This is a genomic window from Dehalococcoidia bacterium (genome assembly GCA_025054935.1).
Classification (GTDB): Bacteria; Chloroflexota; Dehalococcoidia; order SpSt-223; family SpSt-223; genus JANWZD01.
The window spans coordinates 1-18,299 of the sequence record JANWZD010000015.1; the positions used below are offsets into that span (position 1 = coordinate 1).

17 protein-coding genes are annotated in these 18,299 nt (G+C 67.7%); 6 read left to right on the forward strand and 11 right to left on the reverse strand.

What is annotated here, in order from left to right; genetic code table 11:
• The coding region (locus tag NZ773_13970; GenBank protein ID MCS6803032.1) for a hypothetical protein at positions 1 to 235 on the reverse strand (235 nt) is incomplete at its 3' end.
• A 105-nt stretch (positions 236 to 340) separates the two neighbouring features.
• Positions 341 to 1,120, reverse strand: a complete 780-nt coding sequence (locus tag NZ773_13975; protein MCS6803033.1) for an enoyl-CoA hydratase-related protein — start codon at positions 1,118 to 1,120, stop codon at positions 341 to 343.
• Between the two features lie 715 nt (positions 1,121 to 1,835).
• Between NZ773_13975 and NZ773_13980 the strand changes: the two genes are divergently transcribed.
• Positions 1,836 to 3,065, forward strand: coding sequence for a hypothetical protein (locus tag NZ773_13980; protein MCS6803034.1), 1,230 nt, complete (start codon positions 1,836 to 1,838; stop codon positions 3,063 to 3,065).
• Between the two features lie 85 nt (positions 3,066 to 3,150).
• Here NZ773_13980 and NZ773_13985 read toward each other — a convergent pair whose 3' ends face one another.
• Positions 3,151 to 3,864 carry an SDR family oxidoreductase gene (locus NZ773_13985; GenBank protein MCS6803035.1) on the reverse strand — a complete coding sequence of 238 codons (714 nt, stop codon included), beginning with the start codon at positions 3,862 to 3,864 and terminating at the stop codon, positions 3,151 to 3,153.
• A gap of 159 nt (positions 3,865 to 4,023) precedes the next feature.
• Here NZ773_13985 and NZ773_13990 point away from each other — a divergent pair, with 159 nt between their 5' ends.
• A complete protein-coding gene (locus NZ773_13990; protein MCS6803036.1) occupies positions 4,024 to 6,228 on the forward strand; it encodes a PQQ-binding-like beta-propeller repeat protein in 2,205 nt (734 codons plus the stop codon).
• Here NZ773_13990 and NZ773_13995 read toward each other — a convergent pair.
• Positions 6,213 to 7,385 (reverse strand): AI-2E family transporter, encoded by a 1,173-nt coding sequence (locus NZ773_13995; protein MCS6803037.1) that lies wholly within the window; start codon positions 7,383 to 7,385, stop codon positions 6,213 to 6,215. The two genes, NZ773_13990 and NZ773_13995, sit on opposite strands and share 16 nt — an antisense overlap.
• Before the next feature lie 64 nt (positions 7,386 to 7,449).
• Between NZ773_13995 and NZ773_14000 the strand changes: the two genes are divergently transcribed.
• A complete protein-coding gene (locus NZ773_14000; GenBank protein MCS6803038.1) occupies positions 7,450 to 8,853 on the forward strand; it encodes an FAD-dependent oxidoreductase in 1,404 nt (467 codons plus the stop codon).
• A 62-nt stretch (positions 8,854 to 8,915) separates the two neighbouring features.
• Here NZ773_14000 and NZ773_14005 read toward each other — a convergent pair whose 3' ends face one another.
• Positions 8,916 to 9,407: a Gmad2 immunoglobulin-like domain-containing protein gene (locus NZ773_14005; GenBank protein ID MCS6803039.1), complete on the reverse strand. Its 492-nt coding sequence runs from the start codon at positions 9,405 to 9,407 to the stop codon at positions 8,916 to 8,918.
• Between the two features lie 194 nt (positions 9,408 to 9,601).
• Between NZ773_14005 and NZ773_14010 the strand changes: the two genes are divergently transcribed.
• Entirely contained in the window at positions 9,602 to 9,829 is a 228-nt protein-coding gene (locus tag NZ773_14010; GenBank protein ID MCS6803040.1) for a hypothetical protein, read from the forward strand.
• 80 nt (positions 9,830 to 9,909) lie between these two features.
• Here the strand turns inward: NZ773_14010 and NZ773_14015 are convergent, their stop codons facing one another.
• The gene (locus NZ773_14015; protein ID MCS6803041.1) at positions 9,910 to 10,857 is read right to left on the reverse strand and encodes a hypothetical protein; all 948 of its coding nucleotides are present in this window, start codon (positions 10,855 to 10,857) and stop codon (positions 9,910 to 9,912) included.
• A gap of 179 nt (positions 10,858 to 11,036) precedes the next feature.
• Here NZ773_14015 and corA point away from each other — a divergent pair, with 179 nt between their 5' ends.
• Both corA and NZ773_14025 read left to right on the forward strand, forming a co-directional pair.
• A complete protein-coding gene (corA, locus tag NZ773_14020) occupies positions 11,037 to 11,990 on the forward strand; it encodes a magnesium/cobalt transporter CorA (protein ID MCS6803042.1) in 954 nt (317 codons plus the stop codon).
• Positions 11,991 to 12,148: 158 nt separating this feature from the next.
• Positions 12,149 to 12,601 (forward strand): hypothetical protein, encoded by a 453-nt coding sequence (locus tag NZ773_14025; GenBank protein MCS6803043.1) that lies wholly within the window; start codon positions 12,149 to 12,151, stop codon positions 12,599 to 12,601.
• Between the two features lie 20 nt (positions 12,602 to 12,621).
• Here NZ773_14025 and NZ773_14030 read toward each other — a convergent pair whose 3' ends face one another.
• The 5 genes from NZ773_14030 to NZ773_14050 all read right to left on the reverse strand — a co-directional run bounded on the left by NZ773_14030 (position 12,622) and on the right by NZ773_14050 (position 18,255).
• Positions 12,622 to 14,616, reverse strand: coding sequence for a glycosyltransferase family 39 protein (locus tag NZ773_14030; protein MCS6803044.1), 1,995 nt, complete (start codon positions 14,614 to 14,616; stop codon positions 12,622 to 12,624).
• 95 nt (positions 14,617 to 14,711) lie between these two features.
• Positions 14,712 to 15,389, reverse strand: coding sequence for a 4-hydroxy-4-methyl-2-oxoglutarate aldolase (locus NZ773_14035; protein ID MCS6803045.1), 678 nt, complete (start codon positions 15,387 to 15,389; stop codon positions 14,712 to 14,714).
• The gene (locus NZ773_14040) at positions 15,386 to 16,330 is read right to left on the reverse strand and encodes a hydroxymethylglutaryl-CoA lyase (GenBank protein ID MCS6803046.1); all 945 of its coding nucleotides are present in this window, start codon (positions 16,328 to 16,330) and stop codon (positions 15,386 to 15,388) included. Before NZ773_14040 ends, NZ773_14035 begins: the two co-directional genes overlap by 4 nt.
• Positions 16,327 to 17,553, reverse strand: coding sequence for a CoA transferase (locus tag NZ773_14045; protein ID MCS6803047.1), 1,227 nt, complete (start codon positions 17,551 to 17,553; stop codon positions 16,327 to 16,329). The genes NZ773_14040 and NZ773_14045 overlap by 4 nt, the downstream gene beginning before the upstream one ends.
• A gap of 15 nt (positions 17,554 to 17,568) precedes the next feature.
• A complete protein-coding gene (locus NZ773_14050) occupies positions 17,569 to 18,255 on the reverse strand; it encodes an isochorismatase family protein (protein ID MCS6803048.1) in 687 nt (228 codons plus the stop codon).
• Positions 18,256 to 18,299 lie beyond the last annotated feature (44 nt).

An 18,299-nucleotide genomic window follows, 5' to 3' on the forward strand; every position in this document is an offset into this window, starting at 1 on the left:
CGAACGAGCCGGTGGGCGGCCCGACGGAGGTGAAGTTGCCCCCGAGATAGATCGCATTGCCGGCGCGGGCAACGGCATTTACGATGCCGTCGGTCACCAACGTGGTGAGGGGGGCGTCGGAAGGGGGGGGAGAGAGCGGGGAGCGGGCGGCCGTCGAGGGCGGGAAGAGGGCGAGGACGAGACCGGCGATGAGGAGCAGCAGGAGCGCGGCGGCAGAGCGCGTTCGGGTCGGCATCTGCTCTTCTCCTGTTGGGCGGTGAGGGAGTGGTGGTTTATGGTGGTTTGCTGAGGGAACAGGATACTGACTGGCGGCGGGCAGTGTCAAGGGAGCGGTGGGGTGCTAGGCGCCCTGATAGCGGGGCGGGCGGCGCTCGAGGAAGGCGGTCATGCCCTCGAGGCGGTCGGCGGTGGCGAAGAGGCGCACTTCGGCCTCCAGTTCGGCCATCAGGCCCCGGGGGAGGTCGGCGTCCTGAGTGGTCTCGAGCACGTCCTTGGCCGCGCGGACGGCGAGGGGGCCGTTGCGGAGAATGGCGTCGGCCGCAGCGCGGGCGGCCGGCATGAGTTCGGCGGCCGAGACAACTTGGTTGACCAGCCCAATCCGGTAGGCCTCGGCAGCGTCAATCTGCTGGCCGGTGTAGATCAGCTGCTTGGCGAGGCCGATGCCCACAATCCGGGGCAGGCGCTGCGTGCCGCCCCACGCCGGGATAATGCCGAGGGTGACTTCGGGCAGGCCGAGCTTGGCGCGGTCGGCAGCAATCCGCAGGTCGCACGCCAGCGCCACTTCGCAGCCGCCGCCGAGCGCATAGCCGTTGATCGCGCCGATCACCACCTGCGGTGCGCTCTCAATGCGGTTGCAGACGCGCTGTCCCAGCTGCATGAACCGCCGCGCGTCATCGGCGGTCATCGCGGCCATCGCCGCAATATCTGCGCCCGCAATAAACGCGCGGTCGCCCGCGCCCGTCACGATAATCACGCGGCAGCCGTCGTCGGCGGCAAGTTCGGCAAATGTGGCTGCCATCGCCTCGAGCGCCGCTTCGTTGAGGGCGTTCAGCGCCTGAGGACGGTTAATCGTCACGATTGCGAGAGGTCCTTCACGGCTGGTCAGAACGAGGTCGCTCATTGCTCCTCCGGTCAGTGTCGGCCGGCATTGTACTGTCTTGGCGGCAGGCGGGTGCCGCGCTGCTCCGTTCGCGCTTGCCATCGCAGGGTACCCCGCCTGCCGAGGCGGTCCTCGGCGGAGCGCGCTTTAAAAAGGAGGGTGCCCCCTCCGCCTGCTCGCCGAGCGGCAGCAGCGCGGTCGGGAGCCCCGCGCGCTGTGCCTGACCCGAGAGCTGGGGAGCGCGTCGCCATCCGTGACGGCCGATTGCGGGGCGGAGCGTCATGCCGCTTCCCCTCGCGAGTCACCCGACGCCGGCAGGCGCAAAGGGGTCTTGCCGACGTCCGCGGGCGGCGGCCCTGCTGAGCGGCGAAGAGCGCTCGTGCGCGCTCTTGTCGCGCTGGCCGGTCGGCGCTGTCTCGTTCGCCGGCACGCTGCACGCCTGCGCCGAACGGCGTGTTCCGGCGCGCGCTGCCAGCGGAGCGTGGTCAGGCGGCGCGGCCCCGCCCTCGCTGCACGCCCGGCTGGCGGCCCGAGGCGAGCGGGAGCGCAACCTCGCCGCAGCTCGTTCGTCTCAAAAAACGGCTCTCTGCTCAAACGCCGGCGATGCTGGGCCGAAAGGACAGGAAGTCCCCGGCGCGGGCGGCGCCATGATCGGTCCCGCGCTCCGCAAGTCGGGGATGAGTGATCTCGTGCCAGCTTGTCTGGTGTGATAGGATGTCCAAGCGAGGAGGCAACGATGGTCCTTCGTCTTGGTGCAGTCGCAGCGTTGCTTGTTGCGGTAGCGGCGGTTGCCTTTGGCACAACGGCCGGCAGCCCCGCCTACGCGCAGCAGATGGCGGAAGACTTTCCGATCCCTGGCGGCCACTTCTATACCCAGACGCGCGGCGCCTACCCGCCGGGCTATGGCTTTGCCGTCGTCGATGACGGAATACAGTTCTTCACCACCCTTCGCCAGCTTGGAGGCCCTGCGGCGGCAGGCTACCCGATCTCGCAGCGTTTCCTCATCGGCGGGCGGCCCGCGCAGGCGTTCCAGCGCGTGATCCTCGTTTGGGATCCGGCGGCGGGTCAAGCAAGCGTGCTGCAGACCGGGCCAAACCTGCACCTGATCCCCTCGGAGGCGCTCGTTCCCGCGCCGTGGCGCGGTCTCCAGCCCGGTCCGTTCGGGCAGACGCCGAGCTTCCTCCCCGGCTTCGCCCAGCCGCCCGCAGCTGGCCAGCCGCCGCTCCAAGCGCTGCCCTTTGGGCTGCCGATTGGACAGCCGTTTGGCGATGCGCCGACCCCGCCCTCGTGGTGGTATCCGTTCTGGTTCTGGTTCCCGTTCTATGCCCCCTATGCGCCCGGCGTGCCGGTTTGCGACCCGGCGCTGTTTCCCTTGGGCTGTCCGCCTCTGCCGTTCACGCCGCCGCCTCCGCCGCCGACCCCCACGCCGGTGCCCGGACCGCCGGCGTGCAGCGCCGAAAACACGGAGATCTATTTCGACCCGCCGCGGCCTGCGGTTGGGCAGCGCACCTTGATCCGGGTCACCTCGGCCTATGGCTGGGAGTACGTCGGGCTCACCGGTCCGTGGAACCCCCGCTACGAAGGGCTCAGCCCGGGCGGGCTGAACTGGGTGTGGACATGGTCGGTGACGCCGCTCAGCCCCGGCTTCTTCCAATATACCTTCACGATCAACGACGGGACCGGCTGCGTGACGGGCGACTTCAGCATCCCCGCGACCCCGCCGCCGACGCCAACGCCGACCTCCGCCTCGGCGGCGCAGCAGCGGCAGCCGGCGCAAAGCACCGCCACCCCAACCCAGCCGCCGGCGACCGCGACCCCGACGTCTCCCCCGCCCACGGCGACGCCGACGCAGGCGCCTCCCACCCCGACGCCGACTTCCCCGCCCCCAACGGCGACCCCCACGTCGGTGCCGCCCACGGCAACCCCGACCGCTCCTCCGACGCCCACGGCAACGCCGTCCACCTAAGCGTTTGCGCTGTCAAGAAACGGCTGCCCAGCCCCGCGCGGAGCTGGGCAGCTGCTTTTTCCGCTTCCTCTGGGAGCGCCGCTGCTTACACTTGGGCAAAGAGCGCGTCGTAGTCGGTTGTCGGCGGACCCTCAACCGAAATCAGTTCAAAGGTCTTATTGCGCGCCGCCGGCGAGCGCAGCGCAGCGATGCAGACATCGGCGAGCTGCTCGCGGGAAACCGCGCCCTGGAGCGTATCGCCAGTGCCGACAACGAGGGTCCGCGGCGGGTGAGGGGGCACTTCAAGGTGGCCCGGCCGGACAATGGTGTAATCGAGCCCGCTCGCGCGCAGGTAATCTTCGCTCTTCAGCTTCCATTCGAGGATCCGGCCGTTGCCGATCATATTGAGCATGTTGTCGGGCTTGGTTATGCCGAGGGAGGAGATAAGGACGACCTTCTTCACCCCTGCTTCCTTCGCTGCGTCGATCAGGTTCACCTGCCCATGGTAATCGACCTTCTCCGGGGTGCCGTCCTCGGGATAGTACATATCCATCGGCCCTCGCCCTCCTTCTCTCATCCGGGGCTGGGCGCTGGTCGCGATGATCAGGGCCGTCACGCCCTCAAGAGCCTGACGCACCGCTTGGCGGTCGCAGATATCCGCAACGGCGACCTCGACCCCGCTCGGCAGACTGGCGGCCTTTTCCCGCGAGCGCACGATCGCTCGCACCGGCGTGCCCATCGCCGCGAGCTTCTCGACGCACAGCTTGCCCGTTCGTCCCGTCGCGCCGGCGACGGCCACAAGTCCCAGCTCTTCGCTCATCTCCTCGCTCCTGCTCGTGACGGTAGTGATCGGCGACATGATACGGCATCGTGCCGCCTCGTCAGCGGGGAGCGCGGTGGACGAGACGGTCGCGCCGGGGTACCCTGAGAAAAGCAAAGGGCAAGACGCCTGCAGCGGCGTTTTGGCAGAGGAAGGTCCATGCCAGTTCCCGGCACCCGGCGGGGGCCCTACCAGCTTGGAGAGAGTATTGCCAGCACTGGCCTCGGCGTGCTCTATGCGGCGACGGATGAGACAACCGGCCGCCCCGTTGTGGTCAAAGTGCTGCACCGCTATTTCGCCCGCGACCCGGCGCTGATCCGGCGCCTGTTCTCCGTGCTCGAAGCTGTGCGCGCCTTGCCGCCGCATCCTCACCTGCTGCCGCCGCTCGAGTGGGGCGAGAGCCCCGAAGGCGTGTGGATCGCCGCGCCGCGAGCCGCCGGGCACAGCCTCGAGCGCCTTGCGCCGCCGCTGCCGCCCGACCTCGTGCTGCTGCTGGTCGATGGCGTTGCGGCTGCCCTCGCCCACGCGCACGCTGCCGGGATCGCGCACGGCAATCTGAAGCCGACGAACGTCTTCTACGACCCTGCCAGCGGCCAGCTGGAGGTCGGAGATTTTGGTCTCGGCATTCTCGGGCAGGGCGCCGATCCCGTTTCCCGCGCCACCCTGCTCACCCCGCATCCGGCCTACACGGCACCCGAATGCCTCGAGGGGGCGCCGCCGAGTCCGGCGAGCGACACCTTCAGCCTCGCGGCGCTCGCGTGGTGGCTGCGGACTGGCGCGCCGCCGTTTGTCGCTTCCTCGCCGGCAGCAACGCGCGCGCTTGTGCTCGCCAACCGCAAGCGGCTCCATCCCGACCGCTCGCTCGCCATCCCGCCCGCCGTTGTTCAGCTCGTCGGACGCGCGCTTGAGCCTGTTCCCACGCTCCGCCCGCCGGACCCGGCGGCGTTTGCGGCGGCGCTGCGCGAGGCAGAGCGCGCGCCGCTTGGACCATCGGCCGAGGGCGAACGGCTCAGTCGAGACGATCTCCCCGCCGTCGACACGGCGGCGCTCTATTGGAGCAGCACGGTCGACCGCGAGCGCTGGTTTACCGGCCGGCGCTGGCGGATCACCTGGCGCGGCTGGCTGCTCCGCCTCGGCCTCCTCGCTGCGCTCATCGCGCTCGCCATTGGCCTTGGGATCTATTTCCAGCAGCCGCCAATCCCTCCGCCTCCCACCAGCGCCCTTGCTGCAGCGGCGGTGCCGGGCCGGTGGGAGCTCCCGCGATACGACCTCCAGAACCGCGCCTTCGTTCCCGCGCCGACGCGGACGATCGGTCCGAACGTTCGCTGGACCTTCCCGACGGCGGGAGAGTTTCGGGCGGCGCCGGCGAGCGATGGGACAACCGTCTATGCTGCGACCGGCGACAATCGGGTGGTCGCGCTCGATGCCGAAACCGGCCAGCTCCGCTGGCAGGTCCCGACGACGGGACCAGTCGACTACACCCCGCTCATCGCCGGCGATAGGGTCTACGTTGGGCTGCGCGACAAGCGGCTGCTTGCGCTCGATGCGGCGACCGGCCAGGTCCGGTGGGAGATCATGACCGGCAACCCCGTCTCTTACCCGGGCGCAGTCGCCGACGGCGTTCTCTACCAAGCCGCAACAGACGAGGTGCTCTTTGCGCTCGACGCCGCCACCGGCGCGACGCTCTGGACCGCGCATGCTGGCGCGCCGATCGTCGGCACGCCGGCAGTGCTGGATGACCTCGTCGTCATTCTCAACGATGATGGCTGGGTGCAGGTCCTCGACCGCGCGACCGGCGCGCGGCGGTTCGACTTTCTCCTCGTCGGCAGCGCCAGTTCGACGCCGGTCGCCTCCGACGACACGGCGTATGTCGCGATTGGCGGGTTCGCCCGGCGCACCGCCCGGCTCGCAGCGGTGGACATCCGCCAGCGCGCCTGGCCGTTCGAGCGCGAACTGTATTTTGTGCAGGGCGTCCTCTGGCTGTGGGGCATTCTGCCGCCGCCGCCGCCGCCGCGCGGCTCGCGTTGGTCAGCGCCGCTTCCCCATTTCCGGACGACGTCGCCGGCGCTTGCTGAGGGGCGGCTGTTTGTCGGCTCCGGCGACCGCGCGCTCGCTCTCGACCAGGCGACGGGGGCCAAGCTTTGGGAGCGGGCGCTGCCGGCAGCGGTCACCAGCAGCCCGATTGTCACGGCCGACGCTCTCTACCTCGGGCTCGATGACGGCCAGCTCGTGGCGCTCGACCCGGCGAGCGGAGAAGAACTGTGGCGGTTCGCGACCCAGGGCGCCATTCTTGCCAATCCGATCTTTGCGGCGGGCAGCCTCTTTGTCGCCTCAACGGACGGAACGCTTTACGCGCTGCGCTGACCAGCTGCGGCGCAGCGCTGACGAAGCAGGGGAATGGTGTGCGGCGTCACCGTGCCGGCCGCGATCTCGCCGCGCAGCCGTGCCTGCGCATAGCGCACGAGCACGGTCGCCAGCGCGACCGCCGGTCCGGCGAGGATCGCGCCCGCCAGCCCAGCGATCTGGCTCCCGACTGCGAGGGCGAGGATCAAAATTGCCGGGTTCAGTTCGAGGGCGTCGCCCATGATCTTGGGCACAAGCAGCGTGTTTTCGAGCTGCTGGATGAGGACATAGGCGAGTACCGTCCACAGGATCGCCGATGGCCCGTCGACGACGCTGATCGCGACGCCGACCGCCCCGCCGAGGATCGGTCCAATGACTGGGATCACTTCTGTCAGCCCGGCGACTACCCCCAGCAGCAGCGCGTAGCGCCCGACGGTGGGCGAAACGGTCATGCCGAGGATGACGGCAGCGACGAGCACCGCGACGCCGACCGAGACCATCAGGAACAGCTGGCCGCGCAGGTAGCCGCCGAGCACGCGGTCGGCGATGACCATCACGTCTCGCACCGTCGGCTGCCATGCCTCGGGGAACACGCCGAGCGTCTGCCGGCCGAGCTCCTGCTGGTCGCGCAGGAGGTAGAACACCCAGAACGGCACGAGGATCAAGCCGAAAATGAACCCGATCGTGCGGGTGGTGGTGGCGAGGAGGTTCATGCCGACGCCTTGAGCAAGCGAAAGCGCCGTCGCCGCCAGGCCTGCCAGCCAGCTGTTGATTTCCTCGCGCAGTTCCGGGTTTAAGTCGAGTGCGAGATACCACGCCTCGATGCCGCTGTAGAGTGACTGCACCCGCGCAATGTAGCCCGGCGCGCTGGCGATCAGCTGGCGGACCTGGGCGAGCAGCGGCGGCAGGAGAAGCCAGATGAGCCCAACGATGACCGCTCCGATCAGCAGATAGATCAGCGCGATCGCAGCGGCGCGCGGCGCTCGTCGGCCGGCGATTGTCCGACGTTCGATGGCGCGCACCGCCGGCGCGATTGCGTAGGCGATGACCAGGCCGAGCGCAAACGGCGCCAAGGCGTCGCGCGCCACCCAGAAAAGCGCCGCGATGGCTCCGAGCACGCCGAGCGGCAGGAGGATATCGGCGACGAAGCGCCCGTCAAGGCGCGGACGCGGCTCCATGTCCGGGCGAGTATAGGGCGGGGCGTGGTGTTTAATCGCTTCACTTCTCTCGATAAGGAGCGGCATGGCTACTCGCGAGCGGCTGCTCATCATCGGCGGCGATGCTGCTGGGATGAGCGCAGCTTCCCAAGCAAAGCGTCAACGTCCTGACCTCGAGGTGATCGCCTTCGAGCGGGGATGGCACACCTCTTACTCTGCCTGCGGCATGCCCTACTTGGTCGGCGGGCTGGTTGAGCGCGCGGATTCTCTCATCGCGCGCACCCCCGACCAGTTTGCCAAGCAGGGGATCGAAGCGCGGCTGCGGCACGAAGTCATTGCGCTTGACCTCGCGGCGCGCCGGGTCACGGTTCGCCGGCTCGAGGAAGGCGGGGAGTATGAGGAGTCGTTCGATCATCTCGTCATCGCGACCGGCGCGCGCCCGATCGCGCCGGACCTTCCCGGCATCAACGCGAGAGGAGTGTATGGCCTCTCCATCCTGATGGATGGTATCCGCCTCCGCGAGGCGGTGGACCGCGAGCAGCCGGCGCGGGCAGTCGTCGTTGGCGGCGGTTACATCGGTCTAGAAATGGCGGAGGCGCTGGTGCTGCGCGGGATCCCGGTCGCGTTGGTCGAAGCGGCGGATCAAGTGATGAGCACGCTTGACCCCGAAATGGCAGCCGGCGTGGCCGATGCATTGCGCGCCGCCGGGGTCGAACTGTACCTGAATGAACCGGCAGTCGCCTTCGAGACGTCGGATGGGCGCGTGCGCGCAGTCGTGACCCCCGCGCGGACTCTCCCCGCCGATCTCGTAGTGCTCGGCATCGGGGTCCGCCCGAATGTCGAGCTCGCTCGCGCTGCCGGCGTGGACATTGGCCCCTCAGGGGCGATTGCTGTCACCGACCGGCTCCAGACTAGTCATCCCGGGGTGTGGGCAGCGGGAGACTGCGTCGAGTCGCGCCACATTGTCTCCAACCGTCCGGTCCATATCGCTCTCGGGACGGTTGCCAACAAACAAGGGCGGATTGCTGGCATCAACATTGGGGGCGGCTACGCGCGCTTTCCCGGGGTTGCCGGCACTGCTATCACCAAGTTTTGCGCCCTCGAAATCGCGCGCACCGGCCTCAGCGAGCGCGAGTGCCGCGCCTTGGGCATCGACTATGTTGTCGGGCGCGTTGAGGGCACCTCGCGCGCGGGCTACTACCCCGAGGCCGGGACGATCACGCTCAAGGTCCTCGCCGAACGCGCCACGGGTCGGCTCCTCGGGGCGCAGATCCTCGGCACCGAAAATGCCGCCAAACGGATCGACGTCTTTGTCACCGCGCTGTTTGCCGGGATGACCGTCGACGAATTCCAGTATCTCGACCTGAGCTATGCTCCGCCGTTCTCTCCGACCTGGGATACGCCGCTCATCGCTGCGCGCAAGGCGGCCGAAGCGCTCGCCGCAGGTCAGCATGTCGCCGCACCGTGGCCGACACGCCGCTCCGCGTGAGCGGCGTTCTCTGCTCGCGCACGCAAGGAAGCGCGAGCTGCGGGGCTGTTCCCCCGGCCTCGCTAGCGGAGCAGAACGGGAATGCGGACGAGGTACAGCTCTGCGCCATCGCGCGGGCTGGGGCTGAACACCTCGATCGTGGCGGCGCCAGTGCCGGCGTAGGGGACCTCGGCGCTGAACGTTCCCCGTCCTGGCGCGCCTTGACTCGCAGTCGTGAGCCCTTGGCCGATGGTGCGGCCGTTTGCGTCTTTAATACGGATGTGCACCGTGCCCTCAAACACCGAGGCATTCCCCATGATCCGAACCGGGCTGGACACCGTCGCCCCGGCAGGGGGATAGGTCACGACGATGCCAGGAAGCCCGTCAACCGTCCCAGGCCCGGGGACGAGCGGTGAGGACGTCGGCTGAGGCGTCGGCGGCCGAGCGGTTGGCGTCGCGAGGGAAGGGGGCGGGGCCGGAGTAGGCGGCGGCGAGAGGGTCGTGCTGCTGCTGAGAGCGCAGCCTGACACGAGCCCAAGAAGGGCAGCCCAAAGGAGCACACTCCGCCTGCGCATATCCCAAGACTAGGCAGCGCGCTCGCGCCGGTCAATCGGATTGGTCCGAGTTCGAGCCCGCCCTTGACGCTGTGCTCGCTCGATTGCATACTGACGACAAAAGCCCGGCGCAGCGTCGCGCTGCTCTCGTCACGCGCCGGCATAACGGGGCCAGCCCGCCGGCACGGAAGACGCCCCCTCAAAGGAGAGACACGATGTTTTTGGCGAGCAAGTCGGAACATGCTCGGTTGGTCGCCCTCGAGCGCGAGTTAGCAGAGCGCATGGTTGCGGCCCGTCGGCGGAAACGGTGGGAGCTCCTTGCTCGCCTGATTGATCACCGACGGCGAGTGCGGCGCGCCATCCTTCTGCGCGAGGAGTTTCTGGGCGGCCGCCTCGAAACGACAGGAACGACGATCGCCGACCTGCTGACGCGCTACGAGTAGGCCGCCTCTCCTCTTCCCGGGGAGCGCACAGGGCGGGCATGCGCTCGCGGCGGTCGCCCCTTCTTAGGTAGAGAGCGCCCTTAGGCGGCGCCGGTCGTCACAGCTGCTGGCGCGAATTGTCCTTCGATGGTGGGGTCCACGCCGCGAGCGAGGAGGAGCGCCGCGCCCTCGCGGATGCCGGCTGCGCTCACGCGCAGCCGGGGATTGCCAAGCTGCTGGAGCAGTGCGAGCAGGATCAGCCCGCCGACACGCAAGGTGCCAATCCGGCGCGCATCCAGTCCGAGGCGGCGGCTGACGGTCTCCGAGGGGGCGCGGAAGAGCGACTCGACGACCTCAACAAGCGTCGACCGGCTCAGTTCAACGGGCGGCGCAGCTTTGGCAGCAAGCCGGCCAAGGCGCCGGATCGTTCCGCCGACGCCGACGACCCGATGGATCGGCGGCAGCGGCCCGAAATTGGCGAGGGTTGCTTGGAGCTCGGGCGCGATCAGCCCCCCGAGCGCTGCAATGGCAACGGGGCCAGGCGGATCGCCCGGCACGCCGGCGGCGAGCGTGCCGGACCCAAGAGGGACTGACTCGATCGCGCGCGGCTGTCCCCCGTTCAGCCAGACGATCTGCGTGCTCGCCCCGCCGATGTCGGCGAGGATCGCCGGGGCGCGGGTCGGGGAATCGAGCGCGGCGCCAATCACGGCCAGTTCTCCTTCCCGCCGGGAGGAGATCCGCTCGACGCGAACGCCGGTCGCCTGCAGCAGATGCAGCACGTCGTCACCGTTTGCGGCGGCGCGGATCGCTTCGGTCGCGAGGGCGATGATCTGTTCCGCGCCGGCCCGTCGCCCGCGCTCAGCGAACTCGCTCACCGCCGCGATCGTTTTGCTGAGCCGTCCCGGCGAGATCCGGCCGAGCCGCGCGACATCTTGGCCAAGAAAGATCGCTCGGCTCGGGTCGGCAATTGGGATCAGCCGTTCCCCATCCGTCTCGGCAATGAGGAGGTGGACCGTGTTGCTTCCGATATCGATCACGGCGACTCGCACAGCCTACTCCACGGAGCGCCACTTCACCTATCATGGTAGCAGGAGGGCCTGCTCAGCTGCTCTCGCTCGCGGAAGAGACGGGAATGAATCGAAAACACCACCTTCCCCGTAGCCGCCCGCCGGCTCTGAGGAATGGAGAGCGAACCGCACGTCCCCCCGCGCTGATCGCTCCGCATCGCGTGCGCCGGTTTGTCTATCGCGGAGGCGAGATCGTTCAAGAAGAAGATCACCTCGTCGATGGCATCGCTCCGTTCGACGAGTTGACTTGGCTCGATCTCCAAAACCCGACGCCTGACGATGTCGAAACGATCCAGCGCATTTTCTCCTGTCATCCGCTTCTCCTCGAGGATGTGCATCATCCCCTTCAGCGCCCAAAGCTGTATGAGTATGCAGGAACGCTGTTCATTGTCTTCTATGCCGCTACATTTGTCGGCGGGCGCGTTTTTCTTCGTGAGCTTCATCTCTTGTCCGGTCCAAACTACGTGGTGACGTTTCACCGCCACGAAATGCCCGAAATCGACGAGGCGATCGAACGGTGGAAGAAGAACGAGGCGATTGTTGGTTCAAGCGGCATCGGGGTAATGCTCTACTCCCTTCTTGATACGATCGTCGATGGCTACTTCCCCGTGCTCGACCAGATCGCAGACCAGGTAGAGCGGATTGAGGCGGAGGTGTTTCGCGGGAGGTTGAGCCGAGATGTCCGTGCCTCTTTAGCCGTTCGCACGGATCTGCAGCGGCTGCGTCGCGTGGCTGGTCCCTGTCGGGATGTGATTCTGCAGCTGATCCGGCATGAAGCGCCGCTCTTCGGATATCAGATGTCGATTTATTTCCAAGATGTCTATGATCATATGCAGCGAGTTGTCGACTCGATCGATGCACAGCGTGATCTGATCGTTTCAATCGCAGATGTCTCGCTCGCCGTCGTCTCAAACAGCTTGAGCGACGTAATGAAGCGCCTGACAGCCTACGCCACAATCCTGATGCTTGTCACCTTGATCACCGGCGTGTATGGGATGAATTTTGACTATATTCCCTTGCTCCACGAGCCGTGGGGCTTCTTTCTCATTCTTGGCGTGATGGCGACTGTCGCGACGGGAGTGTTCTTCTGGTTCCGGCGCGTTGACTGGCTGTAGTTCCGGCGCGCGAAGCCAGCTTGCCAGTATGGGAGGTCGGCTGGTACAGTAGTCTCGGCTCGCGACCGGGCTGCTCTTCAGTATCGCCTGCTACGCTGCCGGCCCGGGCGCGAGAGCGCGTACTGGTCGAGAGCTGTGTCCGCTGAGGGAGGTGACCTATGCGGCGTTTCGGAGTGGCGCTTCTCGCTGCGGTGATGGCCGTGTCGGCGCTCGCCATCACCCCCGGGCGGTCAGAAGCCCAAGCGCTGATCGTCGTCACGCGCGTCTACTCCGAGATCTCTCGGAATGGATGCCTCACCTATGTCGCCCAGTGGTCCGACGGCTCGTACACCATCGTGCCGTGGGTCTGTCCTTTCCCGGTCGTGCCGCTGCGCAATGACGCGCCAGTGCCGGTCGTCCGTTCCTATCAAGAGCGCGGTCGGGAAGGCTGCCTCTGGTTTGTCTCGCTCTGGGCAGACGGGGTGTACACTGGCGTGCCGTGGAGCTGCCCGTTCGGCGTCGTGCCGATTAAGCCGGGCACCGTGCCGCCGCTCTTTGTCCCCGTGCCGCAGCCGTTCTTTGCTCTGCCGGTTCAGCCCTTCTTCTGGCAGCCGTATTGGTATCGTCCGTAGGAGAAGCGTCGGTCGTCGCTTCAACGCTCGAGCAACCCTAGGAGCGCCGCATCGCCGAGCGAGTCGCTGCCGCTGACAGGCACGCGCTCGCCCGTCGCGAGGTCGTACAGCCCGGCAATGAGCCGGTACTGCCCACGCGGGAGGTCGGCGGGGAGGCGCAGCCGCCGTCGCTCAACGATGATCTCGCCCTTCTTCCAGCGCGTTGTCGGGAAGCTGGCGGCGAGCGGCTGCGAGTCGTGCTGGGCGACGAGGCGGGTGCCCTCGTCAAGGAGCTGCACGAAAACGGTGAGCGGGCGCGTTGTCGGGCCGTCTGCTTGCCAAAAGAGGGTAACCTCGCTCTCTCTCCCCTCAAGCCGTTCCGGCAGCATGACCCCGAACAGCCGTCCCGCCTCAGCGAACTGGGCATCGAGCAGGCGGCTGGGAGCGAGACGCGGCGGGCCGTCAACCAGCGTCAGCACTGCCCACGGCTGGGCTCCCGGGTCGAGCGCGATGAAGGCAGGGCGCGCTCCGTAGGCGTCGCCAAGCGTCGGCTCGGTCGTCCGGTCCGCGCCGACGATGACGCCGTAGGCCGCCGCGCCGCCGGGCGAGAGGACGATCCCGGCGCGGCCGTCGTAGCCGCGGATATCGTCGCGCCGGCTGGCGTAGACGAGCGTTGGATGATCGCCAGGGAGCGGCGAGACGTACAGCGTCGTCGTCGCCGGCAGGTCGCGCATGGCGCGGCCGAGCTCCCAGATCCCGGTGTCGAACGCTTGGTAGGTTCCCAGCTCATTCGCCCACCGATCGAAATAGTCGTGGAGGGTGAGGCGAGCCGAAAAGGCGGTGATGGCGACGGCGATCGTGATCCCGGCCAGCGCCCCAGTGCGCCCGAACCGCTCCCCGGCGCGGACAACGGTCGCGAGCCCGAGCCCGGCCAGTGTCGCGGCAGGGGGGAGCGCCCCGATCGCTCGCGCATAGTGCGGCGCATAGGTGCTGAGTGCGGAAGGCAGGAGCATGATGCCCAGCCACGCCAGCGTGAACAGCCCGGCCGGCTGGCGACTGACGAGCGCGGCGAGGATGCCAAGGGCAAAGACGCTGCCCATCAGAGGATCGAACACCGGCCGGCCGGGCAGGTTCGTCCGCAGGTTCTGATCGCCGGCTGCCCAGAACATCAGAAGCGTTCGCACGGGATTGTCGCGCAGCGTTCCCGGGTCGCCCGGCCCGAAACTCGGGTCGACGACAGGCTGGTCGGTGGCCACCACCTGGCTGACGCGGCCGCTGAAAGCGAGTGGATTTTGGAGAAAGTAATGCCCCAAGGGAAGCAGCGCGAACGCGGCAGTCAGCGGCAGGAGCAGTGCTGCTCGCCAGCGCTGCCGCATGAGTGCCGGCCGGAGCGCGACAGCCCCGATTGCGGCGACGATGAGCAGGAGCGGCAGCATCCGTGCCGCGGTGTAGGTGTAGAGACAGGCGGCGAAGAGGAGGCCGGCAAGCGCGAAGTCGAAGCGGCGGCCGGTCCGCATCCCCCGGGCGAGCAGCCAGACCGCGAGACATTCCACAAGCGGCAGCATGGCGAAGCGGAGGGCAACCCGCGAGACGACGAGATGCCAGAGGGTGAAGGGGAACACCGCTGCTGCGAAGAGCGCGGGAAGCCGGCCGACCAGTTCGCGCGCCGCGAGGTAGAGCGCCGGGACCGAGAGGGCGGCAAGGAGGGCAATCGTCGAGCGCAGCACGATCGGCTCGGCACCGAAAAGCGCTTGGGTGCCAGCTTCGATCCAGATGAAGAGCGGTTCGCGTCCGAAATTGCCAGGAAAGAAGACGGGCAGGGTCCGGTCGCGCAGCATCGCCAGCGCATCCAGCCCCTTATACGCCTCGTCGTAGAACAGCCCTGGCGGGATCTCATCGAGCCAGATCAGGCGCGCAATGAGCGCAAGGCCGGTGAGGAGGAGGACAGCGGCCGCTTCCAGCGCGGGCAGCCGACAACGGACCGAGGTAGGCAGCGCCGAGAGCAGAGAAGAGGCCGGGATATCGGGCGTTCGCACGGCTGGCAACCTAGGAGCGGCGCGATGGCGGGCGGCACCCGAGAGGGGAGAACCTGCTTCCGCGCTCCCGCGCCGGGATCATAACCGGCCGCGGCTTACTCTTCTGGGATGCCGAGCCGCTCGATCTCGCGGTCGAAGCCGAGCGCTTCAAACAGCGTGCGTCCGGCGCGCACCTGCTCTCCCCAAGCTGCCACCTGCTCCCGCCACCAGCGTGCCGCCTCGATCGCCTCGTCGAACCGGGCGCGCGGGATGACGACAGCGCCGTCGCCGTCGGCGTGGATGAGGTCGCCCGGCTCAACCCGCCGTCCGCCGCACTGCACCGCAACGTTGATCGAACCAGGACGAGGGTCGAAATTGATCGCCGGCGAGACGCCGCGAGCATAGACCGCGATCTCGGCACTCGCCAGCGCCTCACCGTCGACGACGGCGCCGTCAACGATCACTCCCGCAATGCCGGCAGCCTGCGCGGCGCGCGTCATCCCCGCGCCCCAGACGGCGACGTCGAGCCGGCCTCCAGCATCGACCACAATCACATCGCCGGGCTGGGCGAAGCGGACTGCGTACAGCGGGATGAGGATCGATGGAACATTGGGACGGACCGTCAGCGCCGGCCCGCAGACCCGCGCCCCGCTGCGGAGCGGGCGGATCGCCGGGTCGATGAGGCAGCCCGTGCCGAGCGCGTGGCTGGAGGCGAGCGCTTGGGTAGGGACAGTCGCCAGCGTCGCAATCACGTCCGGCGCTGGGCGGGGGAAAGCGCGGACGATCCGGTTCACGAGCTCGCGGCGGCCGGGGCGGCGGTGACCGGCTTGAAGACCGGATAGACCGGCCCTGCTTTCAGCATCCGGCTTGGCAGCGGTTTCCCCAGCACTTCCTGCAGCCAGCGCGCGCTTTCGATCAGCGCATCGAGGTCGATGCCCGTTTCGACCCCCATGCCGGTGAGCATATGGACCAAGTCTTCCAGGCAGATGTTGCCGCCCGCCTTAGGCGCAAAGGGGCAGCCGCCGGTCCCGCCGAGCGACGCGTCGTGGCGCACGACCCCAAGATCGAGGGCGGTGAGAACGTTGGCGAAGCCGGTATTGCGGGTGTCGTGGAAGTGGGTGCCGAGCGTCACGTCGGGGTACGTGCGCTGGATCGTCTTGATCACCTCGGCGACTTGCTTGGGCGTGCCCATGCCGACAGTGTCGGCGACGCTGATATTGCGGACGCCGATCGCGTAGTAGTGGTCGACGCAGTGCATCACCGCGCTGACCGGGGTCGGGCCGACGAAGGGGTCGCCGAAGGAGCCGCCGATGACCGCTTCGATCTGCACGCCGTCTTGGCGGGCGCGAGCGACGATTTGGGCGTGATCGGCGAGCGATTCGTCAATGGTGCGCCGGAAGTTCGCCTCATGCAGGGGAGCGGAGGCGGCGACGACGAGCCGGACGTGCGTGACACCGGCAGCGACCGCGTTCTCGTAGCCCTTCATGTTCGGGACAAGCCCGTGATAGCGCACCGCCGGACTGCGCACGGCGGTCTTGAACACTTCATCCGCGCCGGCCATCTGGGGAACCGCTTTCGGCGAAACGAACGAGCCGAACTCGATCTCGGGCACGCCGCTGGCGCTGACGCGCTCAACCAGCTCGGCGCGTTGGGCGGGGCTCAGGATCTCCGGCTCGTTCTGCAGCCCGTCGCGGGCGCTGACATCGATGAGGGTCACAGAGGGAGGGATGTTCATATGATGCCTCGGGCCTTGTAGTCTTCCAGCTCCTGCTCGGTCAGCCCGACGATGGTGCGGAACACTTCGTCGTTGTGCATGCCGGGCTTGGCGGGCCCCGTCCACTTCACCTTCCCGGGAGTGCCGCACAGCTTCGGCATCACGCCCGGCATCGGGATCTTGCCCAGCTCGGGGTCCTCAACTTCGATGATCGACTCCCGCTCCCAGAAGTAGGGGTCTTCGTAGATCTCCTTCGCGCTGTAGATCGGCGCCGAGGGAACGCCGGCCTCCTCCAGCATCTTGGTGATCTCGTCTGAGGTGTACTGCTTCGCCCAGGCAGCGATCCACTCATCGAGCTGGTCGCGATCTTCCCAGCGCCCTTCGTGGCTCATGTATTTCGGGTTGTTGGCGACCTCCGGCATGCCCATCAGTTCGAACAGCCGCTTGAACGGGTTGTCGGCATTGGCGGCGATCACCATCCAGATGCCGTCTTTCGCTTGGTAGATATTCGATGGCGCAACTCCCGGCAGGATCGAGCCTTGGCGCTGGCGGATGTAGCCGGTCAGGGCATACTCCGGGATCGCGCCCTCGGTCATCGCGAAGACCGCTTCGGTGATTGAGACGTCGACTTCTTGCCCCTTGCCGCCGTTCAGGTCGCGGGCGCGCAGAGCGAGCAAGCCGCCGATTACGGCTTGGAGCGAGCCGAGCGAGTCTTCGAGAGAGAGCCCGACCCGCGTCGGCGGCCGGTCGGGATAGCCGGTGAGGAAGCGCAGGCCGCCCATTGCGCCGGCGGCCGACCCGAAGCCGGCGCGATTGCGGTAGCGGCCGGTCTGCCCGTAGCCGGAGACATGGATCATGATGAGGCCGGGGTTGCGCTTGCTCAGCACATCGTAGCCGCAGCCCCAGCGCTCAAGGGTGCCCGGCCGGAAGTTCTCCACCACCATGTCGGCCTTGTCGATCAGGCGGCGGGCCAGTTCTTGGCCTTCCGGCACGCGCATGTTGATCGTCACCACCTTCTTGTTGCGCGACTGAATCGGCCAGACGAGCGCGCGCCCCTTGTATTTGGCGGGCCCCCAATCGCGCATCGGGTCCGGCGAATCGGGCGCTTCGACCTTGATCACTTCGGCGCCAAAGTCCGCAAAGAAGCGAGTGCTGAACGGACCAGCCAGCAGGCTGCCGAACTCGATGACGCGGATGCCGTCGAGGGGCATCTTGTACTCGGCGGAAGACCCGTTGGAGTTCATCGCTTTTCGTTCCCCTTATCGTTGTGCGGCGACCATGGAGGGTCGCTCAAGCGCATCCGGCGGCCGGAATTCGGGCAGGCCGGCCAAATAATCGAGCGCCTCTTGCAGCGACACCACATCGCCGTATTTCGCGTGAATATCAAAAAGGTTGGCCTCATGCGGGCCCGGGGCGCGGTCGCCCACCGCCTCGCGGACGACGATCGTCCGGAAGCCGTTCTGGACGCCATCGACCGCCGTCGCCCGCACGCAGCCGCTTGTGGTCACTCCCGAGATGATCACGGTGTCGCACCGCTGGCCGGTCAGCAGGGAGGCGAGGTTTGTGCCGAAGAAGCCGCTGGCAAACTTCTTGACGATGACATGCTCGCCGGGCTGCGGCGCGAGGCGCGGGTCGATCTCCGTCCAGCGCGAGCCGGCGCCGAGGTGCGCAAGCGCCGGCACTTTCTTGATAAACCAGCCGGCATCGCGGAACCCCTCGTCGTAGATGACGGTGGTATAGGCGATCGGGATCCGCTTCTCGCGCGCTGCTGCGAGCAGTTGGCGGGCCGCCTCGACTTCGCGATCGTAGTTCGACCCGAGCGGACATTCCGGATCGGTAAACCCGATCACCCAGTCGATCAGCACCAGCGCCGGCCGTTCGCCGAACCCGACGAGATTGCTGAACCCCTTCCGTTTATATTCGGCGGCAGTCGCTTCGTCGCTCATCCTCGCCCTCCGCTGGCCGGTATAACGCGCCGCAGCTGTTCGCA